Annotated in this window: 19 protein-coding genes; 5 read left to right on the top strand and 14 right to left on the bottom strand. The window is 36.1% G+C overall.

Features of this window, described 5'->3' with window-relative positions:
• Positions 1–12 precede the first annotated feature (12 nt).
• The 4 genes from mfd (at position 13) to BM088_RS16580 (ending at position 6,039) form a co-directional block, all read left to right on the top strand.
• Complete coding sequence (mfd, locus tag BM088_RS16595) at positions 13–3,486, top strand: transcription-repair coupling factor (protein WP_091986850.1); 3,474 nt, start codon at positions 13–15, stop codon at positions 3,484–3,486.
• Complete coding sequence (locus BM088_RS16590; RefSeq protein WP_091986847.1) at positions 3,487–4,383, top strand: CsiV family protein; 897 nt, start codon at positions 3,487–3,489, stop codon at positions 4,381–4,383. It begins immediately after the preceding gene.
• Positions 4,384–4,421: 38 nt separating this feature from the next.
• Entirely contained in the window at positions 4,422–4,670 is a 249-nt protein-coding gene (locus tag BM088_RS16585; protein ID WP_091986845.1) for a DUF3862 domain-containing protein, read from the top strand.
• A 166-nt stretch (positions 4,671–4,836) separates the two neighbouring features.
• Positions 4,837–6,039: a trypsin-like serine protease gene (locus BM088_RS16580; protein ID WP_091986843.1), complete on the top strand. Its 1,203-nt coding sequence runs from the start codon at positions 4,837–4,839 to the stop codon at positions 6,037–6,039.
• 128 nt (positions 6,040–6,167) lie between these two features.
• On the opposite strand, the gene prpF is transcribed toward BM088_RS16580, so the two are convergent.
• The 6 genes from prpF to BM088_RS16550 all read right to left on the bottom strand — a co-directional run bounded on the left by prpF (position 6,168) and on the right by BM088_RS16550 (position 14,561).
• The gene (prpF, locus tag BM088_RS16575; protein WP_091986841.1) at positions 6,168–7,361 is read right to left on the bottom strand and encodes a 2-methylaconitate cis-trans isomerase PrpF; all 1,194 of its coding nucleotides are present in this window, start codon (positions 7,359–7,361) and stop codon (positions 6,168–6,170) included.
• A gap of 280 nt (positions 7,362–7,641) precedes the next feature.
• Positions 7,642–10,248 (bottom strand): Fe/S-dependent 2-methylisocitrate dehydratase AcnD, encoded by a 2,607-nt coding sequence (gene acnD, locus BM088_RS16570; RefSeq protein ID WP_091986838.1) that lies wholly within the window; start codon positions 10,246–10,248, stop codon positions 7,642–7,644.
• 133 nt (positions 10,249–10,381) lie between these two features.
• Entirely contained in the window at positions 10,382–11,506 is a 1,125-nt protein-coding gene (gene prpC, locus BM088_RS16565) for a bifunctional 2-methylcitrate synthase/citrate synthase (RefSeq protein WP_091986836.1), read from the bottom strand.
• Positions 11,507–11,548: 42 nt separating this feature from the next.
• Positions 11,549–12,427, bottom strand: a complete 879-nt coding sequence (gene prpB / locus BM088_RS16560) for a methylisocitrate lyase (protein WP_091986833.1) — start codon at positions 12,425–12,427, stop codon at positions 11,549–11,551.
• Positions 12,428–12,487: 60 nt separating this feature from the next.
• The gene (locus BM088_RS16555) at positions 12,488–13,165 is read right to left on the bottom strand and encodes a GntR family transcriptional regulator (RefSeq protein ID WP_091986830.1); all 678 of its coding nucleotides are present in this window, start codon (positions 13,163–13,165) and stop codon (positions 12,488–12,490) included.
• Between the two features lie 166 nt (positions 13,166–13,331).
• Entirely contained in the window at positions 13,332–14,561 is a 1,230-nt protein-coding gene (locus BM088_RS16550; RefSeq protein WP_091986828.1) for a nucleoside recognition domain-containing protein, read from the bottom strand.
• A 58-nt stretch (positions 14,562–14,619) separates the two neighbouring features.
• Here BM088_RS16550 and rsmF point away from each other — a divergent pair, with 58 nt between their 5' ends.
• The gene (gene rsmF / locus BM088_RS16545) at positions 14,620–16,074 is read left to right on the top strand and encodes a 16S rRNA (cytosine(1407)-C(5))-methyltransferase RsmF (RefSeq protein WP_091986825.1); all 1,455 of its coding nucleotides are present in this window, start codon (positions 14,620–14,622) and stop codon (positions 16,072–16,074) included.
• A 300-nt stretch (positions 16,075–16,374) separates the two neighbouring features.
• On the opposite strand, the gene BM088_RS16540 is transcribed toward rsmF, so the two are convergent.
• The 8 genes from BM088_RS16540 to BM088_RS16505 all read right to left on the bottom strand — a co-directional run.
• Positions 16,375–18,201: an alkaline phosphatase D family protein gene (locus BM088_RS16540; RefSeq protein ID WP_091986822.1), complete on the bottom strand. Its 1,827-nt coding sequence runs from the start codon at positions 18,199–18,201 to the stop codon at positions 16,375–16,377.
• Positions 18,202–18,227: 26 nt separating this feature from the next.
• Positions 18,228–19,001, bottom strand: a complete 774-nt coding sequence (locus BM088_RS16535; protein ID WP_091986819.1) for a TatD family hydrolase — start codon at positions 18,999–19,001, stop codon at positions 18,228–18,230.
• Between the two features lie 14 nt (positions 19,002–19,015).
• Positions 19,016–19,342 carry a PilZ domain-containing protein gene (locus BM088_RS16530; RefSeq protein ID WP_091986817.1) on the bottom strand — a complete coding sequence of 109 codons (327 nt, stop codon included), beginning with the start codon at positions 19,340–19,342 and terminating at the stop codon, positions 19,016–19,018.
• A 14-nt stretch (positions 19,343–19,356) separates the two neighbouring features.
• Positions 19,357–20,268 (bottom strand): AAA family ATPase, encoded by a 912-nt coding sequence (locus BM088_RS16525; protein WP_091986814.1) that lies wholly within the window; start codon positions 20,266–20,268, stop codon positions 19,357–19,359.
• Entirely contained in the window at positions 20,265–20,921 is a 657-nt protein-coding gene (gene tmk / locus BM088_RS16520) for a dTMP kinase (protein ID WP_245763847.1), read from the bottom strand. The genes BM088_RS16525 and tmk overlap by 4 nt, the downstream gene beginning before the upstream one ends.
• A gap of 431 nt (positions 20,922–21,352) precedes the next feature.
• The gene (locus BM088_RS16515; RefSeq protein WP_091986812.1) at positions 21,353–22,876 is read right to left on the bottom strand and encodes a GIY-YIG nuclease family protein; all 1,524 of its coding nucleotides are present in this window, start codon (positions 22,874–22,876) and stop codon (positions 21,353–21,355) included.
• A 523-nt stretch (positions 22,877–23,399) separates the two neighbouring features.
• On the bottom strand, positions 23,400–24,008 hold the full coding sequence (locus BM088_RS16510; RefSeq protein ID WP_091986809.1) for a hypothetical protein: 609 nt from the start codon (positions 24,006–24,008) through the stop codon (positions 23,400–23,402).
• Between the two features lie 164 nt (positions 24,009–24,172).
• Positions 24,173–24,490, bottom strand: a 318-nt coding sequence (locus BM088_RS16505) for an IS66 family transposase (protein WP_177208083.1), incomplete at its 5' end; no start/stop codon positions are given.

The raw sequence follows: 24,490 nt of genomic DNA, 5'->3' as shown, positions 1-24,490 counted from the left end.
AGTTACAACTAAATGGCATTAACGCAGTGGGCATCATTACCTTGGGTAAAGTCTAATAAAGATAAAATTCATTGGGGACAACTACAAGGTAGTGCATTAAGCCTCTCCATAGCTCAAGGCGTAAAAAACCATGAAGCCTTGGTTGTATTAGTAACCCAAGATACACCTGCTGCATTAAAGCTTGAATCTGAGCTTAAATTTTTATTGCCTGAGCAAAATGTGATGATTTTTCCAGATTGGGAAACATTACCTTATGATCATTTTTCTCCTCATCAAGATATTATTTCAGACCGTTTAGCTAGTTTAAACAAATTAAAGCAAACACAAAGTGGCGTACTGATTTTACCTGTTGCCACATTAATGCTTAGAACAGCACCTTCTGAATTTATTTATGGCAGTACTTTATTATTTAAAACGGGCCAAACCTTAGACAGCCATGAACTAAGAAGTAATCTTGAAGCCGCAGGTTACATAAACGTACAACAAGTAATGGAACATGGTGAGTTTGCAATACGAGGCTCGATAGTTGATTTATTTCCAATGGGTAATCAGTCGCCGCTACGCTTAGATTTATTTGATGATGAACTCGATAGCATAAAAGAATTTGATGTAGAGACACAAAGGTCCGGGGAAGAAATCAAAACTGTTGAGCTTATGCCAGCTCACGAATTCCCAACTAATGAAAAAGACATTGAAAAGTTCAGAATTCAATACCGTGAACTTTTTGGAGCCAGTAAACAGCCTGAGTCTATCTATACGCAAGTAACTAAAGGCCAATACCCAGGTGGTATTGAATATTACCTCCCATTATTTTTCGATAAAATGGCGACAATATTTGATTACTTGCCAAGCAATGCAGTTATGATGCATTTAGGTGATATTGAATACAGCGCAACTACTTTTTGGCAAGATGTTCAAAACAGATTCGAAAATAGAAATGTAGACCCACTTAGACCTTTGTTGTCCCCGACGGCTTTGTACCAACCAATTGACGAACTGTATTCTAATATGGGGCAATTTTCCCGTATCAATTTATCTTTAGCCACTCTAGGCACAAAAGCCGGACATTTTAATTTACCATCCGCAAATTTACCTGACGTACGCGTTGATCATCAATTAAAAAAACCTTTTACTGCGATCTCGGATTATTTAGTAGCACAAAAATCAGCTAAAAACCGAATTCTGTTTAGCACTGAAAGTGAAGGTCGAAGAGAGAGTCTTTTAAGCTTATTCAAATCTGCAGGTATCAAACTTAATTCATTTGATAGCTTTAAAGCGTTTATCGACTCTAAATCGGCAGTCGGCCTGATTGTTAGCCCACTAGAACAAAGTGTTGTATTAGAAGGTAAACCTAACTTAAGCCTGATCACAGAACAGGAGCTATTAGGCTTAAAAGTTTCACAAAAACGTCGCCGTAAGCACAAATATGAAGGTACAACCGATGCCATCATACGTAATTTAGCGGAGCTTAAAGTAGGCCAACCTATTGTTCATTTAGATCACGGTGTTGGCCGCTACCAAGGATTACAAACCTTAGATGCAGCAGGAGTGACAACAGAATTTGTTACCATTACCTACTTAAATGAAGCTAAGCTTTATGTGCCAGTGTCTGCATTACATATGCTTACACGTTATTCTGGCGGGGAAGATAAAAGTGCCCCTCTGCATAAGTTAGGTACAGATACATGGGACAAGGCGAAACGAAAAGCAGCTGAAAAAGTCAGAGATGTTGCAGCCGAATTACTTGATATCTATGCACAACGCCAAGCTAAGTTAGGTAATATTTTTCGAATAGATAAAGGCGCTTATGCGCAATTTTCTGATAGTTTTCCTTTTGAAGAAACAGACGATCAAGCAAATGCCATTTCTGCAGTATTAGGTGATATGCAATCGCCACAAGCGATGGATAGATTGGTCTGTGGTGATGTCGGTTTTGGTAAAACAGAAGTGGCAATGCGTGCTGCCTTTGTCGCAGTAAACGATTCTAAACAAGTCGCTATATTAGTACCTACAACTTTATTGGCGCAACAACATTATGAAAATTTTAAAGATAGATTTGCCAACTTACCGATAGAAGTAGATGTTATCTCTCGCTTTAAATCAGCAAAAGAACAAACTGAAATATTAGCTAAACTTGCCGATGGACGTTTAGATATTTTAATTGGCACGCATAAATTATTAAATCAAAGTATTAAATACAAAGATTTAGGGCTGTTAATTGTTGATGAAGAGCACAGATTTGGCGTAAGACAAAAAGAGAAAATAAAATCTTTCCGTGCTGATGTTGATATTTTAACTTTAACCGCTACACCAATTCCTAGAACACTTAATATGGCTATGAGTGGCATGCGTGATTTATCTATCATTGCCACACCACCAGCCAAACGTTTGGCTGTAAAAACGTTTGTCCATCAATCAGAACCTGCTCTTATTCGAGAAGCCGTATTACGTGAAATAAAACGTGGTGGCCAAGTTTATTATCTTCACAATAATGTTGAAACTATCGCCAAAACAGCAGCAGACTTAGAAATATTATTACCCGAGGCCAATATCACTATAGCGCATGGACAAATGCGTGAACGTGAACTTGAGCGTTTAATGACTGACTTTTATCATCATAAGTTTAATGTTTTAGTTTGTACAACAATCATTGAAACTGGCATAGATGTACCTACAGCCAATACTATTATCATGGACAGGGCCGATAAACTGGGTTTAGCGCAACTACACCAATTACGGGGTCGTGTTGGGCGAAGTCATCATCAAGCATATGCCTACTTAATGACACCAGATCAAAAAGTAATTTCAAAAGATGCTAAAAAACGCTTAGATGCTATTAGTTCGCTTGAAACCTTAGGCGCAGGATTTGCCCTCGCCAGCCACGATTTAGAAATCCGTGGTGCCGGTGAACTATTAGGAGACGAACAAAGTGGTCAAATTGAGACTGTTGGATTCACCTTATTTATGGAAATGTTAGAGCAAGCAGTTGAGGCACTCAAACAAGGTAAAGAGCCCACTCTTGAAAATATTTTAGGTAAACAAACAGATGTTGACCTAAAACTGCCCGCGCTATTGCCTGATGACTATATTTTTGATGTTAACAGTCGTTTAAGTATGTATAAGCGCATTGCAAGTTGTAAAGACTTTAACCAGATAGATGATTTAAAAATTGAACTCATTGATAGATTTGGCTTATTGCCAGATCCTGCTAAAAACCTATTTTCATTGCAACTATTAAAAATACGCGCAGCAAAAATTGGCATTAATAAAATTGATGCTAACAATAAAGGCGGTTCATTTGAGTTTTCAAAAGAAACCAAAGTGGATCCCATGTTTATCATAGGCTTATTACAATCAAACCCTGCAATGTATAAAATGGAAGGCGCCAGTAAGTTGAAGTTTATGATAGCTGAAGAAAAACCGAGCGAAAGGCTCAAATTAATCAATGCCATGCTCACAGATTTTGAACAAAAGGTAACTCGCTAAATGATGATAAAATATATATTAAGCATCTCATTATTATTATTCAGTCACTTTTCTTTTGCTAACGGCCGTTGGTATGAAGTTGAAGTCATACTATTTGAGCATCCAAATAATGAAAATGTGAATGAAGATTTTAGTTTAGAGCTATCACCTATTAAAACAAGTAAAGCATTAGACTTGCTGAGCCCTAATTTACAAATGATGGGACAAAATACCTGTTTAAATAAAAGAGCATCATCTAGCTTATTAAATAAAGCACTTAAAACATATCAATCACCTTCATGTGCAGCGGATGTAGATTATTTGTCTTTAATGACAACAACCCCCTTAAAAATAGATGCCGATGAACAAGAAGGTATGGAAATACCCTATTTAATTACTCCTGAACAACTAGAGTTTCAATCAACTATACAAAGGTTAAAACGTGAGGGTATGCGCCCTATTTTGCATACAGGATGGCGTCAACCCGGTTTAACCGAGCAAAAGGCAAAAAGTTATCGTTTATATGGTGGAAAAAACTTTTCTGAACAATATGATTATTTTGGCAATTTAAAACAGGTTAAATCACCATTCGCTCACATTTCAGATAATACCTCAGGTTTGAACTACTTTTTAGGTCAGATTAAAAGTAATAAGCCCACTTTAACAAAATTACCTAATAGCAGTTATGATGAATATCCAGATAAAACATGGCAATTAGACGGTTTATTTAAGGTATTTTTACGAGGTCGCTATTTAAATATAAAAGCAAAATTTAATTTACGCCAAGAAGATTTAACCACAGATAAACTAAAAAACTTTCATTTTGAACAGTTTCGTCGTGTGATCAGCAATGAAATTCACTATTTTGATCACCCAAAAATTGGTATTTTAGTGCAAATCAGACGATATATGCATTAATAAAAATTTAAACTCAAACATATAATAAAGAGAGTCATATGAAAAAATACCTTTCAACTTTAGCTATCGCTTTAGCATTAACAGCATGTGGCAAAGTGACATTAGAAAACTACAAAAAAGTAAATATTGGTATGGATAAAGCTGAAATAGAACAGCTACTGGGCACAGCAGATAAGTGTGAAGAAAAAACATTACATACCAACTGTATTTGGGGCTCTGAAGATAAAAATATTACTGTAACTTTAGTTGCTGACAAAGTAACGCTTTATAGTGAAAAAGGATTGTAATTTTACTGGTTTAATTCATAAACTTAACTAAAAGATGATACTTTAATATCATCTTTTCTATTTTTTGGCTGATACAAACAGATACAAAGAAGATACAAAATCTCACTATTGTTAATATCAATAGTGTTCTTTAATCATAACTGAGCATTAATTAAGGAACTCATTTATGAAAAAAATTAACAAAAACCTAATAACAATTGCATTAACTTCACTTTTAATTTCACCTATTTTAAGCCATGCCAGCGACCTTAAGATGAATATTAAAACTAGCCCAACAATAAGAATTGTAGGCGGAGAAATCGTTAAAGAAGGTGTACGCCCTTGGATGACAAGTTTACAATTTGATGGACAACACTTTTGTGGTGCTTCTTTAATTTCTGAGTCATGGGTGTTAACTGCTGCACATTGTGTTGAGGATATAACAAAAAATAATTTAAATTCTCTCTCGGTTCGTTCAAATTTTATCAGTTTAAAGAGTACCTCTGGTAGTAAAGCTTCCGTTGCAGATGTTTATATTCATCCTGATTATAATCAACAAGGCAAAAATGCTTCTGATATTGCATTAGTCAAACTTTCAACACCCATTACCAACGTCAGTTTTATAAAGTTAGCTACCGATCACATTATTTCAGCTTCAGGAAAACCCAATGCAATGGCATCCGTATCAGGATGGGGTGCATTACAACAAGGTGGTAATAGCCCAGATATATTGCAAAAAGTAAATGTGCCTATTGTATCAAATCAAGTATGTAATGCTAAAGAAGCATACGACGGTAAAATCAGTAGCACTGAGATTTGTGCTGGTTTAGTAAAAGGCGGTAAAGATTCATGTCAGGGTGACAGCGGCGGACCTTTAGTTATCACACATGAAGGAAAATTTGTTCAGGCTGGCGTTGTATCTTGGGGTGAAGGGTGTGCTCAAGCAAATAAATATGGCGTCTATGCCAGAGTTAATTCGTTTAATGCATGGATAGATAATATCAAAAAAGGCAATGGCACAGGTTTAGGCGGTGGTAATGGTGGCGGTAATGGCGGTGAAGAACCACAACAGCCTGAAGATGGTACATTGATCAGTGGCCAACTTGTCACAGGCTTATCGGCACAAGCTGAGAATGAATTAATTTTTAAAATAGATGTTGGACCTGATGCAAAACTATTATGGCTTGATATTGCAGGTGGCGAAGGCGATGCAGATATTTATCTTAAACATGAACAAGCACCAACTCAGGAAGACTATGATTATGCGCCAATAAAATGGGGAAATGACGAACACATACTGATCAGAAAACCAGAATCTGGTACTTGGTATATTAAAATTGTTGGTTATGAAGCTTTTGAAGACCTTGAACTGATGGGGTTTGCAAGATAAATAATTGACTAATATACCTAAACCATTTCAAGATGATAATTTAGATATACAAACAAAAAAGCTGTGATAATTCACAGCTTTTTCTATAAAGTTCGACTCATCCTAACTGTATTTACATTTTTAGAGCTTCAAACAGAGTCACCAGGTATACGTACCCAACCTTCCATTAAAATACGAGCACTACGGCTCATAATAGCTTTATCTACAGTCCATTGACCTTGATTTATGCTTGCTTGCGCGCCTACCTTTAAAGTTCCAGAGGGGTGACCAAAAGTAACGCTCGTTTTACCTTCAGATAAGAGCTCACCATTTGTTGCAGCTAAATTTACTAAAGTACCAGGGATCGCAGCAGCTGTACCAATTGCAACAGCAGCAGTACCCATCATGGCATGGTGTAATTTCCCCATAGAGAGTGCACGTACATTTAAGTCAATATTAGCCTGATTAATTTCTTTACCACTCGATGAGGTATAAGCTTTAGCTGGGGATACAAAAGCCACCTTTGGTGTATGCTGGCGCGCAGCAGCCTCTGATATATCTGCAATTAAACCCATTTTAAGCGCTCCATATGCACGTATCGTTTCAAAACGAGTTAAAGCTGCATCATCACTATTAATCGCTTCTTGTAACTCAGTACCTGTATAACCTATATCTTGGGAATCTAAGAAGATAGTTGGAATACCCGCAGTGATCATCGTTGCTTTTAAAATTCCAATACCAGGTACATTCAGTTCATCTACAATATTGCCTGTTGGAAACATAGCATCACTTGGATCAACTGGTGTAATAAATTCGACAGGCACTTCTGCTGCAGGAAAAGTCACGCCATCTAGTTCAAAATCGCCAGTTTCCTGAACTTCGCCATTGGTAATTGGCACCCGAGCAATAATCGTTTTTTTGATATTAGCCTGCCAAATACGCACAATACATACACCATTTTTCGGAATGCGGCTGCTATCAACTAAACCAGAGTTAATTGCAAAAGAGCCAACGGCAGCGGTTAAATTACCACAATTACCACTCCAATCAACAAAAGCTTTATCAATAGCGACCTGACCAAATAAATAATCAACATCATGATCTATCACTGTGCTTTTTGCTAAAATTACCGTTTTACTCGTACTTGAAGTGGCCCCCCCCATACCATCGGTTTGTTTCCCATATGGATCTGGAGAACCTATGACACGTAATAAAATATTATCACGTGCTTCACCCGGTGTTTGTGCTTCTTTTGGTAAATCTGTTAAATTAAAAAATACACCTTTTGATGTACCACCACGCATATAAGTCGCAGGGATTTTAATTTGAGGAAGATGAGTCATAGCGCTCTCTTTAAATTTGAATCGTCAGGCTAAAGCCCTACAATAAATAATAGAAAATTAGGTAACCTAACTTTCTATTTTAGATTTGAATAGTAAGGCTAAAGCCCTACAATAAACAGTAGATCTAACTTTCTACTTATTTTTATATTTTTTAGAACATTTAATTTTCTATTTTGAATTGAACTTCATAAGCAGAATTTTAGTGTTTAATCGAGGCAGAAGCGCGCAATGTACAAGTGTACATGAGCACTTCTAACAATGAGTAAATCCTAAAAATCAATTATGAATTCGATTCAAGAAAGTCTTGAGCAAACTTTTGAAGAACACCACCTGCGTTATAAACAGACACTTCTTCAGCTGTATCTAAACGACATTTAACAGTGATCTCAACTGTTTCACCTGATTTACGCGTCATAACAACTGTCATAGCAGAACCTGGCCCCACATCACCTGCAACATCATAAGTTTCGGTACCATCTATATTATAAGTATGACGTGTTTCACCATTTGTAAACTCAAGTGGTAAAACTCCCATACCGACTAAGTTAGTACGATGAATGCGTTCAAACCCTTCAGCAACAATTACTTCTACACCCGCTAAACGAACACCTTTTGCAGCCCAATCACGCGAAGAACCTTGTCCATAATCTGCACCCGCTACAATAATTAACGGCTGCTTACGCTCCATGTAGGTTTCAATTGCTTCCCACATGCGACTTTCTTTACCTTCAGGCTCAATACGCGCAAGCGATCCTTGTTTAATGTCACCATTGCCATCACGACACATTTCATTTAATAACTTAGGATTTGCAAAAGTGGCACGTTGTGCAGTTAAGTGGTCCCCTCTATGTGTTGCATACGAGTTAAAATCAACTTCAGGTAAACCCATCTTATCTAAATAAGCACCTGCTGCACTGTTTAACTGAATGGCATTTGACGGAGATAAATGATCCGTTGTGATATTGTCACCTAATACTGCAAGTGGACGCATGCCTTTCATTGTACGTTCGCCTGCAAGGGCGCCTTCCCAATATGGCGGACGACGTATATAAGTTGATTGTGGACGCCAATCATATAATGGGTCGATATCTTCGCCATAATTTACGTTTAAATCAAACATTGGCTCATAGATTTTTTTGAATTGCTCAGGTTTAACACTTGAGTTTACAATTGCATCTATTTCTTCATCACTTGGCCAAATATCTTTTAGCCTAATATCATTGCCATTTTGATCTTGCCCCAATACGTCTTTTTCAATATCAAAACGCATAGTACCCGCAATAGCATAAGCCACAACAAGTGGAGGCGATGCTAAGAAAGCTTGTTTTGCATAAGGGTGGATACGGCCATCAAAATTACGATTACCCGATAATACCGCTGTAGCGTATAAATCACGGTCTATTACTTCTTGTTGAATTTTAGGATCAAGTGCCCCACTCATGCCATTACAGGTCGTACAAGCATAAGCGACTATGCCAAAACCTAACTTTTCCATTTCAGGTAATAAACCAGACTCTTCTAAATAGAGTTTTGCAACTTTAGATCCCGGTGCAAAAGAGGTTTTAACCCAAGGTTTGCGATTTAAACCCAATTCATTTGCACGTTTGGCAACTAAACCTGCTGCAACAACATTTCGGGGGTTAGATGTATTTGTACAACTGGTTATTGCAGCAATAATACATGCTCCATCAGGCATTTCACCAGCTTGTTCTTGTGCTTTACAATTATCTAAATCTTTTGCGATGCCTTTAATCGCTAATTCGCTCGTTGGTAGCCTGCGGTGTGGATTTGAAGGCCCCGCCATGTTGCGACATACACTTGATAAATCAAACTCAATGACACGTTCATACTGAGCCTCAACAAGATCATCAGCCCATAAACCTGTGGTTTTAGCATAATTTTCGACTAACGCGACTTGTTCAGGCTCTCGACCTGTAATTTTTAAGTAATCTATCGTTTGTTGGTCAATGTAGAACATGCCAGCTGATGCACCATATTCTGGTGTCATATTTGAGATAGTTGCGCGATCGCCAATCGTTAATTTAGAAGCTCCTTCACCAAAAAACTCCAGATAAGCTGAAACTACTTTTTCATTACGTAAAAACTCTGTAATAGCTAATACAAGATCGGTTGCCGTAATACCCGGTTGACGCTTACCTGTTAATTTAACACCAACAATATCAGGCAGACGCATTATAGATGGACGACCTAACATAACAGTTTCAGCTTCAAGACCACCAACACCTATAGCAATAACACCTAATGCATCAATATGGGGTGTATGAGAGTCAGTACCGACACAAGTATCAGGATAAGCAATACCATTACGGGCTTGAACCACAGGTGACATTTTTTCAAGATTGATTTGATGCATAATACCGTTACCCGCACCAATGACATCTACATTATTAAAAGCTGTTTTTGTCCAGTTAATAAAATGAAATCTATCTTCATTACGTCTGTCTTCAATAGCACGGTTTTTTTCAAAAGCATTCTTTTCAAAGCCACCATGTTCAACAGCAACCGAATGATCAACAATCAATTGTGTCGGAACAACTGGGTTTACCTTAGATGGATCTCCCCCCTTCTCAGCGATAGCATCACGTAAGCCCGCTAAATCAACTAGGGCTGTTTGGCCTAAAATATCATGACAGACAACACGTGCTGGATACCAAGGAAAGTCAAGATCACGTCTGCGTTCAATTAACTGTTTTAAAGAATCAGTGAGTGTGTCTGGGTTACATTTACGTACTAATTGCTCAGCCAGTACACGAGATGTATATGGTAATTTTGCATATGAGCCAGGCTTGATTGTTTCAACAGCTTCTCGTGTATCATAAAAATCTAAAGTGCTATTTGGCAAGGGTTTTCGGTATAAGGTATTCATAGTAAATCCAGAAAATCTGTTTAGGGTGACGGTTATCTCGTATTTAGAATTAACGAGAACTTCCCTATTTTTGTCGCTATTTTTTAACTGTAAATAAAAACAGGCTGCAATTTAAGCAGCCTGTTTAAAGATATTATCGAGTTGCGATTGGTGTTACTTTACGTGGCTCACTACCTGTATAATCGGCACTTGGACGAATAATACGGTTATTATCACGTTGTTCCATTACATGTGCTGCCCAACCGGTTAAACGTGAACATACAAATATTGGCGTGAATAATTTAGTCGGAATACCCATGAAGTAATAAGCAGAGGCATGAAAAAAGTCTGCATTACAAAATAGTTTTTTGCTATCCCACATAAACTCTTCACAAGCAACGGAGATGTCATATAATGACGTATCACCATTTTCTTGTGCTAATTTTTCCGACCATTTTTTGATAATCACATTACGCGGATCTGACTCACGATAAATCGCATGACCAAAACCCATAATTTTTTCTTTACGTGCTAACATGCCCGCCATTTTCTCTTTTGCATCAGCAGGTGAAGTGAACTTTTGGATCATATCCATAGCGGCTTCATTTGCTCCACCATGAAGTGGTCCACGTAATGAGCCAATTGCACCAGTAACACATGAAAACATATCTGATAAAGTAGAAGCACACACACGTGCCGTGAAAGTTGAAGCATTAAATTCATGTTCTGCATATAAAATTAACGATACATCCATAACACGACGATGTTGCTCTGAAGGTGTTTTACCATTAAGTAATTTTAAGAAGTGACCACCTAAAGAGTCTTCATCTGTAGTACATTCAATTTCAACACCATCATGAGAAAAACGGTACCAATAACACATAATCGCAGGGAAAGCTGCAAGTAAACGATTTGACGCCATTTGTTGCTGAGAAAAATCAGTTTCTGGCTCAAGATTACCTAAAAATGATGCCCCAGTACGCATCACATCCATAGGGTGTGCATCAGCTGGGATCAACTGTAATACCGACTTAAGTGCGTGTGGCAAATCGCGCATTTGCATTAATTGTTCTTTATATGCTGCAAGTTGCCCTTCATTTGGTAATTCACCATTAAAAAGTAAATAAGCCACTTCTTCAAATGTTGCATTATCAGCTAAATCAGCAATATCATAACCGCAGTATGTTAAACCTGAACCTGACTTACCTACTGTACATAATTTTGTTTCACCTGCACTTTGACCACGTAAGCCTGCACCTGTTAATTTTTTATCACTCATAATCTTGTTCCTTAGAATTTGGTTGTCAATTTAACTTTTGAGTTATTTATTTTTGCCTTCACTGAATAACTTATCTAATTTTTGTTCGTAATCGTGATAGCCAAGGTAATCATATAAGTCCATACGCGTTTGCATATTATCAATAACAGCCTTTTGATCGCCATCAGTTAACAAAGTTTTATAAACAAGTTCAGCCGCTTTGTTCATGGCTCTAAATGCAGATAATGGGTAAAGCACCATATCAACGCCCCACTCTCCTAGCTGTTCTTTATTCCAAAGCTCAGTTTGACCAAACTCGGTAATATTAGCCAAGATAGGCACATTCAATGCTTCTGAAAACGCACGGTAGTGTTCTTCAGTTTTAATCGCTTCAGCAAAAATACCATCAGCACCCGCAGCAACATATGCTTTAGCACGTTCTATAGCCGCTTCTAAACCTTCTTGAGCAAATGAATCTGTTCGTGCCATAATGAAAAAATCAGGGTCTATACGCGCATCAACAGCCGCTTTAATACGATCAACCATTTCTTCTGTTGAAACAATTTCTTTATTGGGACGGTGGCCACAACGTTTTTGCGCAACTTGATCTTCCATATGTACAGCAGCTGCGCCTGCTTTTTCCATATCACGAATCGTTTTTGCAATATTAAAAGCTCCCCCCCAACCTGTATCAATATCAACCATTAGCGGTAAGCTAGATGCTGAAGTGATACGTTGCACATCGACGATTACATCATTAAGAGATGTCATGCCTAAATCTGGTAAACCGTAAGATGCATTTGCAACACCACCACCCGATAAATATATCGCCTGATGTCCTAATTGCTCAGCCATCATTGCACAGTATGCATTGATAGCGCCTACAATTTGTAACGGTTTATTCTGTTCTAATGCCTTTCTAAATTTAGCACCTGCTGACATGTTTTATTCTCCAATATTTCAAACTTTTATAAATTCTATTTACTAACTTGAGCTGTAAAATTACTGTGCAATCACTTCTAAATTAAATCGTGTTTTGATACTGGCACCAGAGGCACCGATATGTCTTTTCATTAATAGTTCAGCTAATTCACCATCTTTTGCATCAATTGCATTAATAATGGCTAGATGTTCGTCAAAAGCTTTTGATACTCTAGGTCCATTCATGCCCATTTGTACTCTGAACATGCGGATCAACTGATATAATTCATTACATAATAAGTGAATTAAATGACTGTTTTTGCTGCCTTTGATGATTCGGTAATGAAAATCAAGATCGCCTTCTTCTTGGTAATAAGACTCACCTTGTTTTACTTTTTGAGTTGATAAATGCTGATTGAGCAGTTTTTTAACTTCTTCAATCTCACTTTTAGTCATGTTTTCTGCGGCTAAACGACACGCCAACCCCTCTAAGGCTGTACGCACCTGATATACCTCAAGTAACTTATCTGGTGTTAAAGCCACAACACGACAGCCAATATTCGCTTTACGCTCAACAAGATGGCAGCTTTCTAAACGATTGAGCGCCTCACGTAATGTCGCGCGGCTTACACCATGGTATTTGGCAAGTTCGGCTTCAGATATTTTACTACCTTGAGCAATATGCCCTTCAACAATCGCCTGACGAATGTCGACAAAAACTTGATCTGATGCGGTTTTAACTAGGTTATTTGCTTCCAACTTAGCTCCATTGTCGACAATAAGTGACGCTAACTATAGTCTGCTTAAGGCATATGTCAAGATAACAATCAGAATATTGTCGACAATAAGTTACCTTGTATCATTTAAAATGACAAAAAGATGACATTTTGATGAAAGTGTCGACAATTTATATTCAGTCTTTACTTTACCCAAAAAACCAATAACACACAGCTATCGCAGTCACTATGCCAGCTAAATCAGCAGACAAACCACATGCTACTGCATGGCGAGTATGCTTAATGCCAACCGCACCAAAATAAACGGCTAATACATAAAAAGTGGTCTCGGTAGAGCCTTGTACAGTTGAAGCTAAACGCCCTGCAAATGAATCTGCTCCATGCATATTCATAGTCTCTATCATCATGGCTCTTGCACCCGAACCACTAAGCGGTTGCATAAAAGCAGTAGGCATTGCATCAACAAATCGTGTATCACCATTAAAAAAAGTAACTAACTGACGCATGCCGTCAAGTGCTATATCAAGTGCACCACTAGCACGAAATACACCTATCGCACATAACATGGCAAGTAAATAAGGTATTAAAGATATTGAAAATTCAAATCCTTGTTTAGCGCCTTCAATAAATAACTCATATACATTATGTTTTTTATAAAATGCCCAGCTTAAACACAATAAAACAAAACTAAAAATTAAAAAGTTACTTAGAACAGCAGACTGATGACTTAAAACCTCAGCTGTTAAGCTAGAAAAATAAACGATTAAGCTTGCAAGCAACGCAAGCATACTGCCCAGATAGGCCAAGACCACAAAATTTGCTAACTTTAACTTTTGCACCCAGGCAACAACACATAACCCCACTAAAGTTGAACTAAAAGTAGCAATTAAAATTGGAATAAATACATCTGTTGGACTCATTGCCCCCTGCTGAGCCCGATAAACAAAAACGGCTATTGGAAATAATGTAACTGAGCTCGTATTGAGGACTAAAAACAATATTTGCGCATTACTCGCAGTGTCTTTTTTTGGATTGATGCTTTGCAGGTCGTGCATGGCTTTAATACCAAGTGGTGTTGCAGCATTATCTAAACCCAGTAAATTAGCGCTCAAATTCATAGTAATAGAGCCAAATGCGGCATGATTTTTTGGTACTTCAGGCATCAATTTATGAAATAAGGGCGATAATCCTTTCGCTAAAACATCTACCATACCGGCTTTTTCAGCTACTTTCATGATCCCGAGCCAAAAACATAAAGCACCAATCAAACCAATCGATATTTCAACCGAGACTTTTCCCATTTTGAATAAGGCATCAACCATACGTTCAAAAACTAAACCGTCCCCCCCGCCAATCCAAGTTGCAACAGCAGAAAAAAATGCAATGATAAAAAAAGATAACCAAATACGATTGAGCATAGCTGCTCCATGTTATTATTATGAAAAACTCAGAAACTGCAGTTTACTAGAGGTTCATGTGAACGAAAACACTTATATTCCCCAAGCATTTATTAATGATGTGAAAACTTATATCCCTAAACATTTGAACATTGAAGATTATTTAGATAAATGTAAACAACCTCTGCGTCGTTCCGTACGTGTTAATACGCTAAAAATGTCAGTTGAAGAATTCAGAACAATTGCCCAAATAAAAAACTGGAAACTTGATCCCGTTCCTTGGTGTAAAGAAGGGTTTTGGTTAGAGCGACCAACTGAAGAAGAAAAAAATCTTTCAATAGGCAATACAGACTTGCATCTAAGTGGCGCTATGTATGTACAAGAAGCAAGCTCTATGTTACCGCCAACCGCTTTACTTGAAAACGACGTTTTTGATGCACAAGTCGTATTAGATATGGCATCAGCCCCCGGTTCTAAAACCTCTCAAATTGCTGCTTATATGCAAAGTGACGGCATATTAGTGGCCAATGAGTATTCATCCTCACGGCTAAAAGTACTTAGTGCCAATATGAAACGCTTAGGTATTTCAAATGTCGCATTATCTCACTTTGATGCTGCTATATTTGGTTCATATATGGATGAATGCTTTGACGCTATCTTATTAGATGCACCTTGCTCGGGCGAAGGCACAGTCAGAAAAGACGCTGATGCGCTTAAAAATTGGTCGTTAGAATCTAATATAGAAATTGCAAATGTGCAAAAGAAATTAATTGAAAGTGCTTTTTACGCGCTAAAAACCGGTGGCACCTTAGTTTATTCAACCTGTACTTTAACACCAATAGAAAACCAAGCTATTTGTGAACATGTATTGTCACTGTTTGAAGGCATGATTGAAATTATTCCTTTAAATAATTTATTTGAAGGCGCAAATAAAGCAACTACACCTGAAGGATATTTACATATTTGGCCACAAACTTTCGACTGCGAAGGTTTTTTTATAGCTAAGTTTAAAAAGTTAGCACATCAAACTCCACCTGAAATAAAAGTGAAAAAAGGTGCTTTTCCATTTTTTGATTTTGATAATAAATCACAACAAAGCTTTATGACAATACTCAAGAGACAATTTGCAATAGATTCATTACCCGGAAAGTTAATGCAAAGAGATAAAGAGCTCTGGTTATTTCCCGAATCTTTTAGTGAAATCTCTAATAAAATTAAATACTCTCGTATTGGTATAAATATCGGCACAATTCATAAAAATGGTGTTCGATTAAATCACGAATTTGCAACTTGTTTTGGTGATTTGGCAACTAAAAACCGTTTTGAACTATCTAATTCACAGGCAAATGACTATTTTGGTGGAAAAGACATTAAATTAGAGCAATTATCCAATGATAAAGGTGAGTTGATCTTAACGCTATGTGGCACATCAATTGGTTTAGGTAAATGGATGAAGAATAAAATAAAGAACAGTTTACCCAGAGACTTAGTTCGGGATAACCAGTTAATAACTTGGGATGAACCTTTTAAATAATTGTGAATAAAATTAAAGTTTTATTTACATTATTTTTTAACTTATTGATTAAAATATAAAATTATTTGAAAGAAATATTTTCATTTTTCAATTTAGTTAACTACACTTATTATTACTTTCACTTCTCCCTAAATGAACGTGAAATTATTTTGAAGTTAGCGCACGGCTCAAATGAGCCAATCCCCTAAGCCCAAAGCGATTATATTTGCTTTGGGCCTTTTTTATTCAATTAAATAAAATACTTACCAAATTACTGGGATTTTACTCAGAAAACATATAAAAAGAGATGATTACAGTGTTTTACAGCACAAAGTCTGTAATTTCACCATTTGCGTGCAATATTTGATAACTTTCTAATTTACCATTTTCAAGCTTTATAAGGCTAATACCCGATAAACTCATGAGATGCTTTTTATTATCATGGGCGACAGGATGTCGTGAAACCTTCATTTGCCAACGCTTTGTAAAAAAGTTTAAAGGGCTTTTTGAGCCATAAAACCAAGAGTCCAATTTATCTAATATTGATAACAGTTTTGTTGGAAATTCATTTTTTATACCACTGGCTGTTAACTGCCAAATACGATTATCTCTTTGACTAAACCTAGCCTGCACAGAAAAACAAAAAGAATAGTGCACATCTCCCGACAAAATTAATGTTTCAACGGGCGTATCAGCACGTCTAAACATATTCATAAGCTTTCTAGCAGCTCCTTCATGTGCCATCCAGTTTTCTACATCTACCAATAAAGGCTGACCAAAAAAGTTAAACGCTGATTGAACCGCTTCAATAGATTTAACGCCAAAAACAGGTGCAGGCGACATTAAAATAACCCCCTCTTCACCAATTAAATTTTGTTCAAGTAAAGTTAATTGTTCCCAATCTAATAAACCTGAAGGTTCATCAAAGTTATGTTCATTTCGCCACCTGTGCGTTCTTGTATCAAGTACAACTAATTTAGGTTCACATGGGACTTCAAAATGCCAATATGAAAAGTTGAAAATTTCTTTATCTAAATTTTCAAAATGCCACTGTTCATCAGTTTTTGAATCAAGCATTAAGTCTTTAAAAAAACCTGACTTTTTGCCAGCATCGTTGCCCCAACCTTGGAAAACCCAATAACTAATCAAACCATTAGCAACAATACGTCGACTCACAGGATCTTGATAAACATTTTGCTCCCAATTTGCAGTCAAGTTCCAATCATCTGTTACATCATGATCGTCAAACATCATTAAACAACTCATATTGGCATAGAGTCGTTGGCTATGATGTAAACCAGCAACAAATTTCTCTAGTGCTAATTTTTCATCGTCAAAGCATCTTTGAATTTTTGGTTCACTGCTCGTGAATGTCAATAAATCCATATCGATGCATTGCCACACTTGCTTGCTATAACAAAGTAAATACATGGCAACAAACTCTTCAAAACTTATTAAGTGGTTTGCTGATTTAGCGCTGGTAAAATGCGCTAAGTCTCTTTTAAGCCAATAGCCTAAAGTGCGTTTTGATCTATCTTGCCAAGCTGTGACTGGTAATTTTTGTGCTCTATTATAAAGTTGCTCATTAATATCATCTGGTAAATCAACATTGAGTGATGTTTCTTTAAATATGCCCAGCTTATTCATCAGCTGATATATAGCTTGTAACATGGCACCGGCAACATCATCAGCATAAATTTGATCACCAGATAATAATAAAAGTTGAGAGCCGATTTGATTTTGAGATCTTTGCGTATTCTGATAGTTATCCGCACTAATTAATGAATCTTCGCTTGGATGGTGTGGATTTCTGCAAGAACCATGTAATACGCTTTCTATTTTTTTAGGAATGACAAATTCAGGAAAATTACTACCGTCATAACAAAATATGTCTATATCAATATCTTCATTGGTATTAAGTTGATACTTGAGTAATTTATCAGTTGGAAATGAGGTTTCTTTAGCAATTAGATGAATTAGGCGAATAAATAAATGTTCGCCTAATTGTAATACATCTTCTTTGGTATCATGTTGATGGTTGACTAAACTAATATCACAAGCATTTGCGTTGGAAGTAGCCAACCAAATACAAACTGTCTCAGGCGTTGCAAGCCTCACCATTGGCCCTGCAATTAAAAATGGCAGCATGTATATTTAGCATTCCTCTGTTATTGTTATTTTTTTATATTAAATAGATTATAAAAGTTTTCAGTTGTTTGTTTTGCAAGTTCAGCATAACTAATGCCTTTCAACTCAGCTATATAATAAGCAACGTCTTGAACATAAGCAGGTTGATTTGTTTTACCACGATAAGGCACGGGCGCTAAATATGGAGAGTCTGTTTCGATTAATAATCGATTTAGTGGAATTTTTTTAACAACGTCTTTAAGCTCAACGGCATTTTTAAATGTCACTATGCCTGATATCGAAATATATAGACCAAGCTCAAGCGCTTGCTCTGCCATTTCCCAGTTCTCAGTAAAACAATGTAAAACACCTTTAACCTGACCTTCACCATGCTCTCGTAATAAGCTGATGGTGTCTTCTCTGGCGTCTCGTGTATGAACAATTAATGGTTTATCTAATTGTCTGGCCACTTCGATATGGCCAATAAATGAGTCTATTTGAACTTGTTTTGAGTCTTGAGAATAATAATAGTCTAAACCTGTCTCACCAATTGCCACTACTTTTTTATGAGCAGCTAAAGTCAATAACTCAGATTTATCTAAGGCATCTTTTTGATCTAACGGATGTATGCCACAAGATGCAGAGACATCATCAAAACTTTCAATCTTTGAAAGCATATCAGGAAATTGCGCTAATGTGACAGAAACACATAAAAAGTGTTCTACATCTTTTTCTCTGGCATTATCTAAAACTTGGCTTAAATTTAAGTTCAGTTTATCAAAGTCTAATCGGTCTAAATGGCAATGAGAGTCTACAATCACAGTTTTCTACAGCTTTACATAGTATAAGTTCGGTCGCCGGAGTGTAACATATCAAGCACTAACTTTTCGATTTTATCTTTAACATGCGCTTTATCATCTATAAAGCTCACACCAACACCAGGCGGATTTGAATTTTGGCTCCCCTGGCCTGTGATCCAAGTTACTTTACCTGATACCAGATCATCCTCTAATGCATCGGGTAACGTGATCCTAAGTGCTAAAGACTCACCCATCTCATATTGCATATTCGTTCTAATAAAAAGGCCGCCGTTTTTTAAGTACGGCATATAGCACTTGTAAAGCTCTCTTAAATCTTCAAAATCTATCAGTAACTCTTGCAAAATTATGTCTCTTTTTAATTATTTAAATTAAATTGTTCTTGTAATGAAAATATTAGTTGGCTTATTGCCAATGGTACATTAAGTCCTAATATTGTTTTTATACTAGTATCAAAATTTGCTAATAACTTTATACACTTTTGATAACAGCTAAATGATAATCTTTTTTGTACTAAATAATCTTTAATAGTAGCAAATAAAAAAATACTGAAAACACTTATAAATTCAGGTTTTTGTTTTAATATTTCATTAATTTGCTGTAAATCAGCCTGAGTTTGTAAGTTTTCAATACAAAAATAAAGCTTATCTAATTGATTTAAGTCTCCTTGTTGGTGCCAATTTAATAGCAACAAGGGTTGTTGTGCAAATAAAATATGCCAAGGTTGATTAATTAAATCAAAACTTGAAAGCCAGTTTGATGCATCTTCGTAATGACTTATCGCTAAATTGTGGTCTAAACAACGACTGCGAATAGTGGCACTCAGTCGCATAGGCTCATGTGTTACTAGTAACAGATATCTATGTGCATTTGGTTCTTCTAGGGTTTTTAATAAAGCATTCGCAGCAGACGTTGTCATTAAATGAACATTAAGCAAAATGATCACTTTATTTGCATTTTGCCCTGCTGAAGATTGCACAAATTGCGCAACTTTTCGAACTTCATCTACACCGATTGTTTTTTTATCTCGCCCTATGACAAGTTTGTCTGGATGAGTACCCGCTTGTTGCAATTGACATGACTTACAGTGACCACATGCCTCTAACTGATTAGCAGAGGAGTTACATAACAATCCTTTTGCGAGTTCCTCTGAAAATTCCGCCTTGCCTATTCCCTCTTGGCCACTGAGTAAAATACCATGGTGCAACCTATTAGCACTGTAGGCTATTTCAAGCGGTTTTTTGAACTCATTCAACCAAGGGTAAATCATTTATTTACTTCAGCATTAAAAAAATCATTAAGTACATTGATAATATCTTGATGTACATTTTCTATCGTTTGGCTGGCATCAACAGTTTTTATCGTATTATCTGATTGTGCAATCTCTAGATATTTTGCTCTGGTACGTTGAAAAAATGTCAGTTGTTCTTGCTCTATTCTATCTAAGGCCCCGCGTTGTGCAGCACGCGCTAAACCAATTTTAGGATCTAAATCTAAATAAATTGTTAGGTCTGGCTTTAATTCTTTTAAAACGATATTTGCTAATGATGATAAGGTATTTGATGAGATTTCTCTTCCGCCGCCTTGGTAAGCTTGAGAGCTTAAATCATGTCTATCAGCCAAAACCCAAGTATTGCGATTTAAAGCGGGTACTATAATATTTGTAACCAACTGTGCTCTGGCTGCATACATAATGAGTAACTCAGCTTCTGGACTCATTACCTCTTGATGTTCCGCTTTAACTAGTTCGCGTAATGATTCAGCTAAAGGTGTTCCACCGGGCTCTCTGACATCAATATAGGATACTTTTTTTTGCTTAAAATAATTTTGACATAATGCAATTGCCGTTGACTTTCCGCACCCAAATTTCTTTTTTAGTGGCAGTGTAAACCAGAATATTGCGAATTTAAAAACAGTAATAATCAATTTTTTCTCATACTTTTAATGGGTTGTATTTTTAAAAGTTTTTAAAAATACAAATTTATGTAAACATACGACTGTTTGATGTTAAATAAGACTATTTTGTAAACAGTTACAGGTAATATTTCTATCTATTCATATGTAGTATATATAATGAATGTAAACATAATATCAAATTATACCTTCTAATTACACCTTCTAAACTAGCAATAGAGATTGAAACTTTTATATCTGAACAACTAACAACCAAAGTAAATTACTCAAAATATACTTGACTAAAATGCTAAATAAGTATTTTCATAAACAATGACCAAGAATGAATTGTATTAGTCTAAACTACAATTCAATTAAGGTATTTCTAGATAAGCAAATTATATTTAAATGCATTTAGTTTGTCGTTCATTTATATTTTTGGAAATTTGATCTCAATTTCACTATTTGTCTTGATATTCTTTAAACTCTTTTTCTATAAAATATAACAGCCGTTTATCTTTTTTAAACCATTCGGTGTAACCATCAAATTTATCTTTAAATATATTGAATAGCTCTGATTGTTTAATACCCCTTAAGTTTAGTTTATCTCCTAGATTGTGAGCTTTCCTTTCTAACTCTAAAGCAACAGCGCCATCATCATGCCAGTATGATTTTATAATATTAAAGTCACTTAGTTTTTGGTTTGTTCTTAAATCATTAGTTCGTTGCACTAAATTATTTGATATTCCAATTTTAACCAATAAACCACAGCTAGATTCTAGAATATATAAACAGCCTTCTTCATTTTTATTATATCCTCTCAAGTTGCTACAGACGGGACATCCTTGTAACCCATGAATATGTTTTGTAGGTGATTTATAAAAATCACCATGAATACGACATGTTATAGTTAGTTTTTCATTTGCTCTAGCATACACAGTTTTTGAGTAATCATAATTAGATTCATTATGAAGCTTTTTTGATTCTTCTATAAACTTTTTTGTAGATTTACGTCTAGCTTCCCCAGAAGCTTTACCTGAAGAAATGTCTCCACACTTTTTACATCCACTTCCTTTGGTAAGATGAGAGGTTGCAACTGAGCTAAACTTCCCATGTTCAGGGCAAATAATTGTTATTTTATTCTTAGCTCCTGTATAAATAGCTTCACTATAGTCATATTTATTTCCATGCCGTTTAATTGCAGCTGCTACCCATTCATTTGTAGAATATTGATACCTTTTAGAACAAAGAGTACAACCAACATCTGCATTAATGTGTGATGAAGGAATTACCCTAAAGTTACCATGTATAGGGCATTTCACTGTAACCTTTATTAAAGTACCTTCATATTTAACATTAGAATAATCATATTTGTCACCATGTATTGCTCTAGCATCTTCTATGAATTTACTTTTAGTTTTTGTTGTACATTTAGGGCACCCCTTCCCCCTAAGATGATTATCAGGACTACAGCTAAATACCCCATGATTTGGGCATGTAATAATTAATTTCTTCCTAGCCCCAATGTATATGGCTTTTTCATAACTATAAAATTCTTTGTGAATCTTTTGTGCTTGTTTAATGAAAGTAGGCAAGTCTTTACGTTGGTTATCTGCACTACAACCTTTACAGCCTCGTTTTTCTTTAATGTGCTTAATTGGTTCTTGTTGGAAAGCGCCATGCTTAGAGCAAATTATAGTCCCTTTTGTTGTTTGATTTTTGAATTTAAACAAACTGTAATCATAAGAGTAATTATGGATACTATTAGCAGCATCAATAAACTCTTCTAATGTTCCACTTCTACACAATTTGCAACCATTACTTCCCCTTAAAATACTAGCTGGAGATTGTTCAAATTGATGTGAATGTTTGATGCAAATAACTGTGCTTTTAATGTTTGCATTAAAATATTGAAATTTACTAAAATCAAAGAATCCTCCATGCTTTTCTTTTGCTTTTAGTATGAATGCATTTTGTTTATCCATAAGCTAACTCCATGCTAACCAATTTAAATTTTTCTAGCTGAGTCCGTAGATTAATAAATTTTTATAAATCTATACTATATAAATTCACCTTTTTTATTTTAAATTATCAACCATATTTAGATATATTCGATCTTCCGCACATATTTAAAATAACTTTCACTTTTAAATACCAACCTAAATTTAACTCAAAATAACTCATATACCCCTTGTTTAACTAATAAGCCATGCTAATTACATCTAAAACTTATATCTAGATGAGCGTGTCTTACTCGTAAATGGAATATTTTGATTCATCTTTTAAAGTCTAATCAAATGCAACTTCAGTAATTCTTAGATATTCAATTATTTATATGAATTTTATCGCACCCGACAATGCGCTGATTATCTAATATTTGTTCTCTTAGCTATTTTGACTAAATTGCGGACGCTCACATTAACTCAAAAGTGAACATAAATAAATTATTCCATTTTTTTATTTGAATTAAGCTTTTCGCGCACTATGTAATAGCAAATGTGCTTTAAATCAATCTAACTCATCACTTAACCTGACATCATCATCTTCCATTTTTGCTTCATAGTCATATGATTGGGCAATGTCATTTAACAGGTTCGCTGTCTGAGGGTATATATTATTCAGCTTTTCAGCGAACCCCTTATATTTAGTAGCTAAATTACGCTCTAAATCTCCACCACTTCTATAAGTCTTAGTGATAACTCCTCGGTTGTTATAAACCCCTGCTTTAAATGCCTTTCTAATTTCAGAAGCATCGAACTGCTCAAGTAATTCACATACAGGATAGCAAGGCCATATGCCTTCTTCCTGTTCAGGGCAGTTAGACATCCATTGCCCGATTGATTGATCCGTCATAGTTTCTCTGTCTAACTTACGACCTATTTCTCGCGCTTCAATTACCCATTGATTGAATGCAGCTACATCTACATCCCCACCTTCCATTATACCTGGAGTACCACGACCATAATGTAGGACTTTCCATGCATTTTCTGCCGTATTTTCATTAGAGTTTATATTTTCTTCTAACGGGTGCTTCCCCTCTGCTTTAAACGTAATACAAACTAATTCAACAAATGTTTTAGGTGAAGTAAGTAATTCATTTAGTAAGTTTTTAGGCACATGTCTAGGTTCATGGAAAATAGGTAAAAAAGCAAATTCAATAACAGCTAGTTCACGCTGGTTTATTTCTCCGCTGTCGGAAATATATTCAATAGCTTCTTCAATCCAGTGTCCATCAGTGTAAATTACATCATCTTCTTTAGTAAACGACTGGGCAAATACACCTAGCCCAGTTTTACATTCCAGGGCAGAATGGCATCCAAGTTTTCAGGAGCATGGATAAGATGCTCAAGGCAATGACTGATGTAGTCATATGGCACCAATCCGTTTGCTTTGGCTGTTTGGACTATGCTGTAAAGTACCGCACTGGCTTGTGCACCATTGCGTGTATTACTGAACATCCAATTCTTTCTCCCGATAACAAATGGTTTAACCGCACGTTCGGCACGATTGTTATCAATATCCAGGTGACCGTTTTCAACATAGCGGATCAGTTTTTCCCATTGATTCAAGGCATAATGGATTGGCTTGCCGACTGCGGT

The sequence above is a fragment of the Pseudoalteromonas denitrificans DSM 6059 genome, assembly GCF_900112265.1.
GTDB lineage: Bacteria > Pseudomonadota > Gammaproteobacteria > Enterobacterales > Alteromonadaceae > Pseudoalteromonas > Pseudoalteromonas denitrificans.
The sequence above is the reverse complement of the archived record's forward strand: the minus strand, read 5'-3'. Positions and strand labels throughout refer to the sequence as shown.

Bases quoted from the DNA above. Each gene is read 5' to 3' on its own strand.
- BM088_RS16525 (WP_091986814.1), bottom strand. From the start codon at position 20,268: ATGATTTACCCTTGGTTGAATGAGTTCAAAAAACCGCTTGAAATAGCC.
- acnD (WP_091986838.1), bottom strand. From the start codon at position 10,248: ATGAATACCTTATACCGAAAACCCTTGCCAAATAGCACTTTAGATTTT.
- BM088_RS16580 (WP_091986843.1), top strand. From the start codon at position 4,837: ATGAAAAAAATTAACAAAAACCTAATAACAATTGCATTAACTTCACTT.
- BM088_RS16590 (WP_091986847.1), top strand. From the start codon at position 3,487: ATGATGATAAAATATATATTAAGCATCTCATTATTATTATTCAGTCAC.
- prpB (WP_091986833.1), bottom strand. From the start codon at position 12,427: ATGTCAGCAGGTGCTAAATTTAGAAAGGCATTAGAACAGAATAAACCG.
- BM088_RS16540 (WP_091986822.1), bottom strand. From the start codon at position 18,201: ATGCTGCCATTTTTAATTGCAGGGCCAATGGTGAGGCTTGCAACGCCT.
- prpC (WP_091986836.1), bottom strand. From the start codon at position 11,506: ATGAGTGATAAAAAATTAACAGGTGCAGGCTTACGTGGTCAAAGTGCA.
- mfd (WP_091986850.1), top strand. From the start codon at position 13: ATGGCATTAACGCAGTGGGCATCATTACCTTGGGTAAAGTCTAATAAA.
- BM088_RS16515 (WP_091986812.1), bottom strand. From the start codon at position 22,876: ATGGATAAACAAAATGCATTCATACTAAAAGCAAAAGAAAAGCATGGA.
- BM088_RS16550 (WP_091986828.1), bottom strand. From the start codon at position 14,561: ATGCTCAATCGTATTTGGTTATCTTTTTTTATCATTGCATTTTTTTCT.
- prpF (WP_091986841.1), bottom strand. From the start codon at position 7,361: ATGACTCATCTTCCTCAAATTAAAATCCCTGCGACTTATATGCGTGGT.
- BM088_RS16585 (WP_091986845.1), top strand. From the start codon at position 4,422: ATGAAAAAATACCTTTCAACTTTAGCTATCGCTTTAGCATTAACAGCA.